The 13,085-nt window shown below is 68.3% G+C and carries 12 protein-coding genes; 10 read left to right on the plus strand and 2 right to left on the minus strand.

Going from position 1 to position 13,085, the window contains the following annotated elements; all coding sequences use genetic code 11:
• Positions 1-132: 132 nt before the first annotated feature.
• The 8 genes from G3T14_RS05210 to greA all read left to right on the plus strand — a co-directional run bounded on the left by G3T14_RS05210 (position 133) and on the right by greA (position 8,222).
• Positions 133-774, plus strand: coding sequence for a L,D-transpeptidase (locus G3T14_RS05210; protein WP_163640739.1), 642 nt, complete (start codon positions 133-135; stop codon positions 772-774).
• A 24-nt stretch (positions 775-798) separates the two neighbouring features.
• The gene (locus tag G3T14_RS05215) at positions 799-951 is read left to right on the plus strand and encodes a DUF3096 domain-containing protein (RefSeq protein ID WP_163640740.1); all 153 of its coding nucleotides are present in this window, start codon (positions 799-801) and stop codon (positions 949-951) included.
• Positions 952-1,097: 146 nt separating this feature from the next.
• Complete coding sequence (gene ppdK / locus G3T14_RS05220; protein WP_163640742.1) at positions 1,098-3,773, plus strand: pyruvate, phosphate dikinase; 2,676 nt, start codon at positions 1,098-1,100, stop codon at positions 3,771-3,773.
• Positions 3,774-3,981: 208 nt separating this feature from the next.
• Positions 3,982-4,239, plus strand: coding sequence for a hypothetical protein (locus G3T14_RS05225; RefSeq protein WP_163640744.1), 258 nt, complete (start codon positions 3,982-3,984; stop codon positions 4,237-4,239).
• Between the two features lie 128 nt (positions 4,240-4,367).
• Entirely contained in the window at positions 4,368-5,522 is a 1,155-nt protein-coding gene (locus G3T14_RS05230) for a cell wall hydrolase (protein WP_348645211.1), read from the plus strand.
• Between the two features lie 523 nt (positions 5,523-6,045).
• Complete coding sequence (locus G3T14_RS05235) at positions 6,046-6,627, plus strand: hypothetical protein (protein ID WP_163640745.1); 582 nt, start codon at positions 6,046-6,048, stop codon at positions 6,625-6,627.
• A 107-nt stretch (positions 6,628-6,734) separates the two neighbouring features.
• Entirely contained in the window at positions 6,735-7,721 is a 987-nt protein-coding gene (locus G3T14_RS05240; protein ID WP_163640747.1) for an MDR family oxidoreductase, read from the plus strand.
• Positions 7,722-7,760: 39 nt separating this feature from the next.
• Entirely contained in the window at positions 7,761-8,222 is a 462-nt protein-coding gene (gene greA / locus G3T14_RS05245; RefSeq protein ID WP_163640749.1) for a transcription elongation factor GreA, read from the plus strand.
• On the opposite strand, the gene G3T14_RS05250 is transcribed toward greA, so the two are convergent.
• On the minus strand, positions 8,215-9,096 hold the full coding sequence (locus G3T14_RS05250; RefSeq protein WP_204262644.1) for a LysR family transcriptional regulator: 882 nt from the start codon (positions 9,094-9,096) through the stop codon (positions 8,215-8,217). The two genes, greA and G3T14_RS05250, sit on opposite strands and share 8 nt — an antisense overlap.
• 134 nt (positions 9,097-9,230) lie before the next feature.
• On the opposite strand from G3T14_RS05250, the gene wrbA reads away from it, so the two are divergent.
• Complete coding sequence (gene wrbA, locus G3T14_RS05255; protein WP_163640751.1) at positions 9,231-9,830, plus strand: NAD(P)H:quinone oxidoreductase; 600 nt, start codon at positions 9,231-9,233, stop codon at positions 9,828-9,830.
• Between the two features lie 151 nt (positions 9,831-9,981).
• Here the strand turns inward: wrbA and G3T14_RS05260 are convergent, their stop codons facing one another.
• Entirely contained in the window at positions 9,982-11,004 is a 1,023-nt protein-coding gene (locus tag G3T14_RS05260) for an L-threonylcarbamoyladenylate synthase (protein ID WP_163640753.1), read from the minus strand.
• A 160-nt stretch (positions 11,005-11,164) separates the two neighbouring features.
• On the opposite strand from G3T14_RS05260, the gene G3T14_RS05265 reads away from it, so the two are divergent.
• On the plus strand, positions 11,165-12,928 hold the full coding sequence (locus G3T14_RS05265) for an acyl-CoA dehydrogenase (RefSeq protein WP_163640755.1): 1,764 nt from the start codon (positions 11,165-11,167) through the stop codon (positions 12,926-12,928).
• Positions 12,929-13,085 lie beyond the last annotated feature (157 nt).

Here is a 13,085-nt window from a genome sequence, read left to right on the forward strand (position 1 = left end):
ATGAGGTGTGGCCGCGCCGATCGATCACGGTTGCCCGGCGCCTGAGGCGCGAAAGACACATCGTCGGGAGCCGGGGAAGGGTAGGCAGGGGGTAACGATCCGCACACGACGCGCCGACATCCGGAGCCCGCCATGCCATCCCGCCGCCACCTCCTCGGCCTTCTCCTGATCGCACCGCTCGCGGCCTGCAACACGCGCGGGCCGGTGAACGTGGCCGCCGACGACGATGCCGCCTGGTACACCGGCTCCATGCCGGACAAGCCGTTCGACGTGCCCTTGGTCGACAAGTCGCGCCTCGATCCGAAGTATCGTCGGCAGATCGTGCGCTACACCGGGCCCGAGCGTCCGGGCACCATCGTGGTCGATATCGACAACCGCCAGATCGCCCTGGTGCAGGAGGACGGCACGGCGGTTCAGTACGGCGTCGGCGTCGGCAAGGCCGGTTTCTCGTGGAAGGGTCAGGCGACCATCGCCCGCAAGGGCGTGTGGCCGGATTGGAGCCCGACCACCACCATGGTCTCGCTCAACCCGGATCTGCCGCGCACCCGCAAGGGCGGCCTCGACAATCCGCTCGGCGCCCGCGCGCTCTATCTCTACCAGGGCAACCGCGACACCCTGTTCCGCATCCACGGCACCAACGAGCCGTGGAGCATCGGCGAACAGCTCTCCTCCGGCTGCGTGCGCATGCTCAACGAGGACATTGTCGATCTCTACGAGCGTGTTCCCGTGGGAACGCAGGTGCTGGTCAAGCGCAACGGCAAGTATCGGGTCTGAGCGCGGCCCGGACGGAGAAACGCAATGACCATCACGATTTCCAGTCTGCAACCGATCATCGCGCTGGCTGCCGGCGTCCTGATACTGATCGTCCCGCGTCTTCTCAACTTCATCGTGGCGATCTATCTCATCCTCGTCGGACTGATCGGCCTCGGAGTCTTCCGCGCATTGTCGTAAATCCAAATCGGGCGGTTACACGGGGGCGATTCCGTCACACGCCCTCCCGTGCAAAGGCCCGTTCATCTTGCGTTGCAGCATGAGATGGTCCAACCCGCCGTGATACGCATGGGGCACTTTTCACTCCTGCAAGCGGATGGATGACGATGGGCAAGTGGGTCTATTCCTTCGGTGACGGCAAGGCCGAGGGCCAGTCGTCCATGCGCAACCTGCTGGGCGGCAAGGGCGCGAACCTCGCCGAGATGTCGAATCTCGGCCTGCCGGTTCCCCCCGGCTTCACCATCACGACGGAAGTCTGCACCGCCTATTACGACAACGCGCAAGCCTATCCGGCCGAGCTGAAGGCAGAGGTCGACGCAGCCCTCGCCGCCGTGGGCAAGCTCACCGGCCGCGGCTTCGGCGATCCGGAGAACCCGCTCCTGGTCTCGGTCCGGTCAGGCGCCCGCGCCTCGATGCCGGGCATGATGGACACGGTGCTCAACCTCGGCCTCAACGACCTCACCGTGGAAGCCCTGGCCGAAGGCGCCGGCGACCCGCGCTTCGCCTACGATTCCTACCGCCGCTTCATCACCATGTACTCGAACGTCGTTCTCGGCGTGGAGCACCACGCCTTCGAGGAGGCGCTCGAGCATTACAAGGACGAGAAGGGCGTCAGCCTCGACACCGAACTCGGCGCCGATGACTGGAAGACCCTCGTCGGCAAATACAAGGCCATCGTGAAGGCCGAGCACGGGTCGGACTTCCCGCAAGGGGCCGAAGACCAGCTTTGGGGCGCGATCGGGGCGGTGTTCGATTCGTGGATGATCCCGCGCGCCAAGAAGTACCGCGAGTTGAACGGTATTCCCGAGAGCTGGGGCACCGCCGTCAACGTCCAGGCCATGGTGTTCGGCAACATGGGCGAGACCTCGGCCACCGGCGTCGCCTTCACCCGCAACCCCTCCACCGGCGAGCGCGCGCTCTACGGCGAGTTCCTGATCAACGCCCAGGGCGAAGACGTGGTGGCGGGTATCCGCACGCCGCAGGACATCACCGAGAAGGCCAGGATCGAGGCCAAATCCGAAAAGCCGTCGATGGAGCGGGCGATGCCCGAGTCCTATGCCGAGCTGGTGCGGATCTACAATCTGCTCGAGACCCATTACCGCGACATGCAGGACATGGAGTTCACCATCGAGAGCGGAAAGCTCTGGATGCTCCAGACCCGCAACGGCAAGCGCACCGCCAAGGCGGCCCTGCGGATCGCCGTCGATCTCGCGGCCGAGGGCCTGATCACGCAGGAAGAGGCCATCGGCCGGATCGAGCCGGCCGCCCTCGACCAGTTGTTGCACCCGACCATCGATCCGAAGGCCGAGCGCAAGGTCATCGCCTCGGGCCTGCCGGCCTCGCCGGGTGCGGCCACCGGCGAGATCGTCTTCAACTCCGAGGATGCCGAGGCCGCCCGCAAGGCCGAGCGCAAGTGCATCCTGGTGCGCATCGAGACGTCGCCGGAAGACATCCACGGTATGCATGCCTCGGAAGGCATCCTCACCACCCGCGGCGGCATGACCAGCCATGCGGCGGTGGTCGCGCGCGGCATGGGCAAGCCCTGCGTATCGGGCTGCGGCACCGTCCGGGTCGACTACAAGGCCGGCACGCTGTCGGTGGCCGGCACCACGCTCAAGGCGGGTGACAAGATCACCATCGACGGTTCCACCGGGCAGGTGCTCCTCGGCGAGGTGGCGATGCTCGAGCCGTCGCTGTCGGGCGAGTTCGCCACCCTGATGGGTTGGGCCGACAAGGTCCGCACCATGAAGGTCCGCACCAACGCCGACACCCCCAACGACGCCCGCGCCGCCCGGAATTTCGGCGCCGAGGGTATCGGCCTGTGCCGGACCGAGCACATGTTCTTCGAGGGCGACCGCATCGTCGCGGTCCGCGAGATGATCCTGGCCGACGACGTCGAAGGCCGCCGCGCGGCGCTCGCCAAGATCCTGCCCTACCAGCGCCAGGACTTCGTCGAGCTGTTCACGATCATGTCCGGCCTGCCGGTGACCATCCGCCTGCTCGATCCGCCGCTGCACGAATTCCTGCCGCACACCGACGAAGAGGTGCAGGACGTCGCGAAAAGCACCGGCGTGTCGGAGGACAAACTGCGTCGGCGGATGACCGAGTTGCACGAGTTCAACCCGATGCTCGGCTTCCGCGGGTGCCGTCTCGCCATCGCCTTCCCGGAAATCGCCGAGATGCAGGCCCGCGCGATCTTCGAGGCCGCGGTTCAGGCCGCCAAGGAGACCAGCGCGCCGGTGACGCCCGAGATCATGGTTCCGCTGGTTTTCACCAAGATGGAATTCGATCTGGTGAAGGCCAGCATCGACGCCATGGCGAAGGCGGTCTCTGCTGAATCGGGCAGCACGATTGCCTATCAGGTGGGCACGATGATCGAATTGCCGCGCGCGGCCCTGCGTGCCGGCGACATCGCCGAGACGGCGGAGTTCTTCTCCTTTGGCACCAACGACCTGACGCAGACGGCGCTCGGCATCTCGCGCGACGACGCCTCGACCTTCCTCGGGGCCTACACGCAGCGCGGCATCCTGTCGGCGGACCCGTTCATCTCCATCGATCAGGAGGGGGTGGGCGAGTTGGTCCGCATCGGCGTCGAGCGGGGCAGGGCGGTCCGTCCCGACATCAAGCTCGGCATCTGCGGTGAGCATGGCGGCGATCCGGCCTCCATCGCCTTCTGCCAGGAGGTCGGTCTCGACTACGTGTCGTGCTCGCCGTACCGGGTGCCGATCGCGCGGCTAGCCGCGGCCCAGGCCGCATTGGCGGCCAAGCAGAGCGCCAAGTAGGTCGCCAAGTAGGGCGCGCGAGCGCGGCAATAACCGAAGGCGGGCGGCCAGAAGCCGTCCGCCTTCGGCCGGTAAAATTCCGTTCAACAAATTGTCGAAAACAGGGCGAACCGATTTCGCGCCGGCACGTTCAGTGCTAGTGCCAAACCGTTGCGTGCGGGTTTTTCCAGCTCATCGGGGTGGCTGCCAACGCGCGGGATTTCCGGCGATGAACGATTCAGGTCCAACCCCTCTTTTCCTCAACGAAAATCCCGTCGCCGTCCCGATTCCGAGGGCGGTCCAGCAGGCCTACTTCTGGGGCGTGGCAGGCTTGGGAGCCGTTGCGGCGATCGCGGTCTTCGTTTTCGCCGTGGCCACGCAAAGCGGCACCGATGCCGAGCGGATCGTCGGCGTCCGCGCCGACACGACACTCTCTGCCCTGACCAGCGCCATGGCGGCGACGCACGGGCGACCTGGCGCATTATGAGCCAACCGGCGCACCGGCCCATTTAACCAGCCCGCAACCATACCCGGCGATTGTTCAGGTCCCGGCCCGACCTCATGAGATCGTGAGGACGGCGCGCCGGGCTTGGCATCGAGTGCGGGTCGGTTGCGGTGGGTACGAGACGGATACGACGCGATTCGGGCCTGCGCTGGCTCAGCGCCGCCCTCACGCCGTGGGCCACCGGCATCGGCCTTCTGGTGTCGTTCACCGCCACCGCCGGCACCGAAATGTCCCTCGGCGCAACGCTGATCCCGGCCCGTGACGCGCGCGTCACGCCACCGTTGCCCGTCGGTACGATCCTGATCGGCAGCCCGCTCCGCGACGGCTACGCGCGCGCCGACGCGCCGTTGCGCGGCGAGCTCAAGCTCAGCGCCCATCTCTATCCGTTGGTCCAGCGCGACGGGAAAGGTGACGCCACGTTGCCGCCCGGCCCCAGCTTTGCCCACACCGCCCTTGCCCTGAGGGATGCCGGCAACCTGCTGATGACCGCGAGTCTCACCGGATCGGGCACGGGCCTGCTGACGCCGGGCATCGCCACCTGGAACCCCGATCTGGAGCCGGAGGCCGGCTTCGTACCGACCCCCGATCTCGGTCTCGGGGTCGCGTCTCTCGGCACCGAGGCGTCAGCGATCGATCGCGGCGACGGATCGACGCCGGCGATCCCGCGCGCCATCGCCCTGTCCTCGACCACACCGGCTCCGGCCGACGCCATCCCGATCGAAGTCGCCGCTGCCAACCTGATGATCCCCGGCTTCTCGACACGGCGCGACCCGGCCGAGGGCGCTGCCACCCTGGCGCCCGAAGCGACGCCGGAGAATGCCCGTCACCGCTACGCCGACCTCATCGTCCCCGATGCCATGGATCGCGAGCAGCGCTGCCTCGCCGAGGCGGTGTATTTCGAGGCCCGCAGCGAGCCCGAGGATGGCCAGGCCGCCGTGGCGCAGGTGGTCCTCAACCGGGTGAAGAGCGGCCTGTATCCGGGCAACGTCTGCGGCGTCGTCTACCAGAACCGCCATCGCTACATGGGCTGTCAGTTCTCCTTCGCCTGCGAGGGCAAATCCCTGCACATCACCGACGGCCCGTCCTGGCAATCCGCCACCCGCATCGCGAGCGCGGTGATCGAGGGACGCACCTATCTCAGCGAAGTCGGCGGGGCGACGCATTACCACGCCGATTACGTCCGGCCCGGCTGGTCGCGCCGGCTCCAGAAGATGGACGTCATCGGCCGGCATATCTTCTACCAGCTCAAGCGCGGGCAGACCTGACGTCGGAAACGCTGCGCTGCACGCCGATCCGACGCTCGACGCGCCGGCCGCAGCACAGAGCGCTAGCGACGCCGTCGGTTGCGTCGCTATCCGTATCGGGACCGTGATCTCGGCGACACCGCTCAAGCCTTCCGCATCTGCCGCTCTGGTCGATAGCCGAGGCGCTGTGGTCTTGACTTACCCCGCTCGTCAGATCGGACGAGGGCGGCCAGCGTTTCTCGCGGATGGCCTTGCCGATGCAGCCGGCGCCGTGTCCCGATCGCCCGCGACAAGCGCGTACCCGATGGCAGCCGCCTGATGCGATCGCGCGCTCACGCCGGGTTCGACTCCAATCTGAATCGTTCCCAAGCTTTTTACGTAAGTAGCGAAAGCACTAAGTAGTCCTAAGCTTGGGTTAATTTTACCTTGAGTCTGGATAGAGCTTGCTCGGACGGCAACTTGACTGCCTCTGATACGTCGAGATGTGCGCAGCGATGTCAGCGCCGTCCGATCAGTATCCGCGTCCAGCCTCAAGGAAGCCGTCATGACCGCGCCGGTCGCCCGATTCACCCTCTTCGCCACCGCCCTCGCCGGCGCCGTTCTCTCCGCGTCCGTCGCCCAGGCCGGCTGCGGCGGCGCCGAGTGCTACCGTTACGTCGCCACCCCTCCGGTCTACGGCGCCGTGTCCGAACGCGTCCTCGTGCGTCCCGCCGAGACGGTCTACCGCACCATCCCGCCGGTCTACGAGACGGTGTCCGAGCAGGTCCTCGTCGCCCCCGGCGGCCGGGTATGGCAGACCCGGCGCGACGCCTATGGCGCGCTGGTCGGCTGCTGGGTCGAGGTGCCGCCGCAATATTCCGTGCGCCACCGCCGGGTGCTGGTTCAGCAGGCCCAGTCGATCCCCGAGACGATCCCCGCCGAGTATGCCAGCGTGCGCCGGCGGGTCCTCGTCGAGCCCGCCCGCCGCGGCTGGGTCCCGGCCGATTCCGGCCGCGGCGGCTATGGCGGTTCGATCATCCCCACCATCGGCTCGATCCCGGACGCCTTCGGCGTGGCCGGTGCGAGCTCGGCCGATATCGGCGTCGGTCTCGGCTTCTCCTCGGGCAGCATCTACGACGGCTACTGAGCCGACCCGGCTCACGACAACCCACTGTCGAGGCGCTCCCGCATCCGCGGGGGCGTCTTGATTCGTCGAGCCCCCACCACACCTCCTGTCGGAAAGCGGAGGCAGGCATGGGCACGTTCAAGGCATGGGTGGTCGACAAGACCGAGGCCGGGCAATCCCTGCGCTACGGGGATTTTGACGAAGCCGGCCTGATGGACGGCGACGTCACGGTCCGCGTCACCCACTCGACGGTGAACTACAAGGACGGGCTCGCCATGACCGGGCGCTCGCCCGTGGTGCGCCGCTTTCCGATGATTCCCGGCATCGATTTCTCCGGCATTGTCGAGACCTCCGAGCATCCCGACTACACGCCCGGCGATGCCGTCGTACTCACCGGCTGGGGCGTCGGCGAAAGTCATCTCGGCGCCTATGCCGAGCGCGCCCGGGTGAAGGGCGACTGGCTCGTCCCCCTGCCGGAGGGTCTCGACGCGGCGCAGGCCATGGCGATCGGCACCGCCGGCTACACCGCCATGCTGTGTCTGATGGCGCTCGATCATCACGGCGTGACGCCGGCCCAGGGGCCGGCCCTCGTTACCGGCGCCTCGGGTGGCGTCGGCTCGGTGGCCGTCGCCCTGTTGGCGCAGGCGGGCTGGCACGTGGTCGCCTCGACCGGCCGCGCGGCGGAGGCCGATTACCTGCGCAGCCTCGGCGCCGCCGAGATTATCGATCGGGCCGACCTCAGCAAACCCGGCAAGCCGTTGGCCAAGGAACGCTGGGCAGCGGCGATCGACGCGGTCGGCTCGGTGACCCTGGCCAACGTGCTCGCATCGACCAAAGCCGACGGGGCCGTAGCCGCCTGCGGGCTGGCGCAGGGCATGGACCTGCCGACCTCGGTGGCGCCGTTTATCCTGCGCGGCGTGTCGCTGCTCGGCATCAACAGCGTGACGACCCCGCAGGCGAAGCGCCGCGCGGCCTGGGCGCGGCTCGCCCGCGATCTCGACCTCGCCAAGCTCGCCGCCATGACGACCACGGTGCCCCTCGATCAGGTCGACCGACTGGCCGCGGCGATCCTGGACGGACAGGTTCGCGGGCGCACGGTGGTGACGGTGGGGTGAGCAGGGAACTCCCAGCCCGTGCCGCGCATTCCAGTGTCCATGAGCAGTGCATTCGTAAAAGAGCGTGAGGGCGGCGAGGCGTTCGAGGATCTTCCCGATCGCCCGATTTCCCCTCACACCAACTTCGTGACGCCGGACGGCCTCGAGCAGATCAAGGCCGAGGTCGCGCGCCTCCAGGCCGAGTTCTCGGCGCTGACGCCCGACGCCAAGGCCGACGAGTCCCGCGTCACCCGCGACCTCCATTACTGGACCGCGCGGATGGGTACGGCTCAACTCGTCGAGGCGGTGCCGGGCGATGACGTCCGCTTCGGCTCGACCGTGACCATCCTGCGCGAGGGCGAGAGTCGCCAGACATTCCGGATCGTCGGAGAAGACGAGGCCGATCCGGCCGCGGGCTCGATCTCCTACGTGTCGCCGATGTCCCGTGCGCTCACCGGCAAGGTGGTCGGCGACGTCGTCGCGGTGAACGGACACGAGACCGAGATCGTCGAGATCAGCTGAGAGCCGTTCCTTCGATGGCCGAGCGCAGGGTGGTGATCTCCTCGGCCATGAAGTCCATGAATGCCCGGATTCTGGCCGCATGTCGCAGGTCCGGGTGGGTCAGCAACCACAGCCCAGCGGCGAGGTCGGGTTCGATCCCCGAAAGCCGGACGAGACCGGGCAGCGCGTCACCGTCCCAGCAGGGCAGGGGTCCGACGCCGATGCCGACCTCGACGGCCTCCCGTAAGCCCAAGACCGTATTGAGCGACAGGACGACACGTCCCGCCCCACCGCGGGCGTCGGCGAATCGCGCGAAGCGAGCACCCGCGACCACATCACCGGGAATCACCCACGGGCATTCGGCCAGGGGCCGACCGGCGAACACGCGGCGCCCGTAGATCGCCCAGTTGATGGTGGCGAGGCGGCGCCCGATCAGGGTCGGTGGCGGCCTGTCGCTGGCCCGCATGGCGACGTCGGCATCCCGGCGAGAGAGGTTCAGCGCTTCCTCCGCGACGATGATGTCGAGCCGGATGCGCGGATAGCGTGCCGTGAAACGGCCGAGGATCGGCATCAGCATATGGGCGACGAGGCCCGCCGGCGCGGTAATCCGTATTTCGCCAGCGGGTTCCCGGCTCTGCCCGGCAAGCTCGCGGGTAAAGCCGGCGACGTTCGCTTCCATGCGAGATGCGGCATCGATCATCGCCGCTCCGGCCGCCGTCGGGGCATAGCCCGCGCGATGCCGCTCGAACAACGGCGCCTCCACCGCAGCCTCGATCCCGGCCAGGCGTCGAAACGCCGTGGAATGATTGATGCCGAGATGCGCGGCCGCCCGCGCCAGGCCGCCTCGTTCGGCGATGGCCTGCACGAGGCGAAAGTCGTCCCACTCCACTGACATCGCTCAACCTTGCATCGACGCAAAACATCTTTTGCAGGTCAGGGCGTTTTCGCAAGCGGGCCGATATCCGATATGCCGGGAGAGCGTACCGGCCCGACCTGGGTGACGCGGCGTGACAACGGGAGACCGACACGATGGCGAAGGTTCTGGTGCTCTATTATTCGTCCTGGGGCCATGTCGAGCAGATGGCCCATGCCGTCGCCGAAGGCGCACGCGAGACCGGGGCCGAGGTCGCGGTGAAGCGGGTGCCGGAGCTGGTGCCGGACGCGGTCGCCCAGCAATTCCACTACAAGACCGAGCAGGCGGCCCCGTTCGCCACCGTGGACGAACTCGCGGATTACGATGCGATCATCGTCGGGTCACCGACCCGCTTCGGCAACATGGCCGCGCAGATGAAGCAGTTCATCGACCAGACCGGCGGCCTGTGGGCCAAGGGCGCCCTCGTGGGCAAGGTCGGCTCGGCCTTCACGTCCACGGCCTCGCAGCATGGCGGCCAGGAGACGACGCTCACCAGCATCCACACGGTGCTCCTGCACCACGGCCTGGTGATCGTCGGTCTGCCCTACAGCTTCCAGGGCCAGGGCGGTGTCGAAGCGGTCAAGGGCGGTTCGCCCTACGGCGCCACGACGATCAGCGATAGCGACGGCTCGCGTCAGCCGAGCGCGGTGGAACTCGAAGGCGCTCGCTTCCAGGGCCGGCACGTGGCCGAAATCGCCGCCAAACTCGCCGGCTGACACGCTTCAAGAAAAAAGGCTCGCCCCAAGAAAAAAGGCTCGGATTACTCCGAGCCTTGGAAGGGGAAAGGTCATTTGGGGGCTGAACTGACCTTTGTGCATGCAGAACGGATCATGCGGCGGAGAAGTTCCCACCCTTTGCGAAAAAACTTCAGCGGGGGGCTGCGGCGCGGCGGAGGCGGTCGTTGATCGCTTCGCCGAGGCCGGATTCGGGGATCGGTGCGACGGCGATGATCGCCGCACCGGTGGCGTCGAGGTGGCGTAGGAATGCGAAGAGATTGGCCGCCGCCTCGCCGAGATCGCCCGCTTGGCTCAGATCGAGGCTGGCTAAGGCCGCATCGTCGCCGGTCAGAGCACCGCCGAACAACAGCACCGCCTCACCCTCGCGCACCTCTGTCGCCCCGAGCCGGACCTGCGCCCGCGGCGCGTAATGCGAAGCCAGGAGGCCGGGACCCACCGGTGCGTGCGCTGCGTCGTCCGCCGGACCGGGCAGATCGATTCCGAGGACGCGCACGAGATCGGCCCGGGTGGTGCCGCCGGGGCGCAGCAGGCGTGGGACGCCGCCGAGGCAAGCCACCACCGTCGATTCCACCCCCACCGGCGCCGAACCGCCATCGAGGACGGCGGCGATCCGCCCATCGAGATCGGCGAGCACGTGGGCGGCGCTGGTCGGGCTGACCCGCCCCGACCGATTGGCCGAGGGCGCCGCCACCGGGCGGCCGACGCGGGCGAGAAGCTCGCGCGCCAGGGCGTTGCCCGGCACCCGCAGGGCGACGCTGTCCAGCCCGGCGCGGGCGAGATCGCACACCGTCCCGGTACGGCGCACGGGCACCACGAGGGTGAGCGGCCCCGGCCAGAACGCGGCGGCAAGCTGGCGTGCGGCGGTGTCGAACACGCCCTCGCGCAGGGCCGCCTCGGGATCGGGAAGGTGGGCGATGAGCGGATTGAAGCGCGGCCGCGCCTTGGCGGTGAAGATGCGCGCCACCGCCGCCGGATCGGACGCATCGGCGCCGAGGCCGTAGACCGTCTCGGTCGGAAACGCGACCACGGCGCCGGCCGACAGGAGACGCGCGGCCTCGGAGATTCCAGCCGCATCCGCCACAAGACGAAAGGTGGGCTGCGGCGTCCCGTCTGAACTGTGATGCGACCGGGGGATTGACCCAAGATCGTTCATATCTAAACTATCTCCGACCGAGTGGGGCCGCGATCGATCCAAGAGGTCGCGAAAGGGCCTAGCGCCGGGCCGGGCGAGGCGTCAAACACGGGATGCGGGTCGGCCCCGCGTTTCGGCCGAACATCAAGGCGTCGCGTAAAGACGATGCGAGGGAGGCACCATGACCTATCGCGCTCCGGTCTCCGAGATCCTGTTCGCCCTGCGCCATGTCGCCGGCTTCGACGCCGCGCTGGCGGCAGGGCCTCCTGGCGACCTCACCATCGAGGATGCCGGCACGATCCTGTCCGAGGCGGCCAAGGTGGCGAACCACGTCATCGCCCCCCTGAACACAGTGGGTGACCGCCATGGCACGCCCCTCGCCGACGGCGCGATCACCACCCCGCCGGGCTGGCGCGAGGCCTACGCGACCTGGATCGCCGGAGGCTGGAACGGCCTCAGCGCGGAGCCCGAATACGGCGGCCAGGGCCTGCCGCTGCTCCTCAGCGCCGCCTGCAACGAGATGTGGAACGCCGCCAGCATCGCCTTCGGCCTGTGCCCGCTGCTGACGGCGGGCGGTATCGAGGCTCTGACCCGACACGGCTCCGACGACCTCAAGGCCCGCTATCTCGACAAGCTGGTCTCGGGTGAATGGACCGCGACCATGAACCTGACCGAGCCGCAGGCCGGGTCGGATCTCGCCCTGTTGCGAAGCCGGGCCGAGCGCGCGGAGGACGGCACCTACCGGATCGTCGGCGCGAAGATCTACATCACCTACGGCGAGCACGACCTCACCGACAACATCGTGCACCTGGTCCTGGCGCGCCTCAAGGATGCACCGGCCGGCACGCGCGGCATCTCGCTGTTCCTGGTGCCGAAGATCCTGCCCGATGGCAGCCGCAACGACCTGCGCTGCTCCGGCATCGAGCACAAGCTCGGCATCCACGGCTCGCCGACCTGCTCGATGGCCTTCGGCGACGCGGGCGGCGCCGTCGGCTGGATCATCGGCGAGGAGAACCGCGGGCTCGCCTGCATGTTCACGATGATGAATTCGGCCCGGCTCAATGTCGGGCTGCAGGGCGTCGGCCTCGCCGAGCGCGCCACCCAACAGGCACTCGCCTATGCCCGCGATCGGCACCAGGGCAAGGCAGCGGGGGCGGAGAGCACCAGCCCGATCATCGACCATCCGGACGTGCAGCGCATGCTGCTAACGATGAAGGCCTACACCGCGGCCTCGCGCGGCATCTGCTATCTCACGGCGGCGGCGCTCGACGCCGCCCAGGGGCCGGAAGGGCAGGGCGCCCACGACCGCGCCTCCCTCCTCACCGCGGTGGCGAAAGCGTTCGCCACCGACATCGCCAACGAGGTCACCTCCCTCGGCGTCCAGGTCCATGGCGGCATGGGCTTCGTCGAGGAGACGGGAGCCGCCCAGCACATGCGCGACGCCAGGATCCTCGGCATCTACGAGGGCACCAACGGCATCCAGGCCATCGACCTCGTCACCCGCAAGCTGCCCCTCGCCGGCGGCGCCACGGTCCGCGCCCAGATCGCCTCCCTGCGCCGGATCTCCGAGGGCTTGTTGAAGGACGCCAACCCCGCCTACGGCCATATGGGCGCGCGCCTGCGCGCCGGGATCGAGAGCCTCGACCGTGCGACGAGCTTCTTGCTGAAGGCCCTCGCCTCGAACCGGCCGCAAGACGCCCTCGCCGGGGCGACGCCGTACCTGCGGCTGTTCGGCCTGGTCCAGGGCGGCGCCTGCCTCGCCCAGGCGGCGCTGGCATCGAATACGGCGCTGAAGGCCGGCGAGACCGATCCGGCGCATGCGGCGCGGATCATCCTCGCCCGATTCTTCGCCGACAACCTGCTGACGGCAGCGGCTGGGTTGGAGGAGAGCGTGATCGACGGGGGAGCCTTCGCGGACGACGCAGCGCTCGCCCTGGCGGGGTAGCACGCAAAACCCTCCCCCCCTCTGAGGGGGGAGGGTCGTCGCGAAGCGACCGGGAGAGGGGACGACCTCTCCTGACGAAGCGCTCCCCTCTCCCGACCCACTCCCGCAGAGCGAAGTGGAATCTTCGAAGTACGGCCGGCCGCAACGGGACCGACAT

The sequence above is a fragment of the Methylobacterium sp. BTF04 genome (genome assembly GCF_010692745.1).
In the GTDB taxonomy this organism is placed as follows: Bacteria; Pseudomonadota; Alphaproteobacteria; order Rhizobiales; family Beijerinckiaceae; genus Methylobacterium.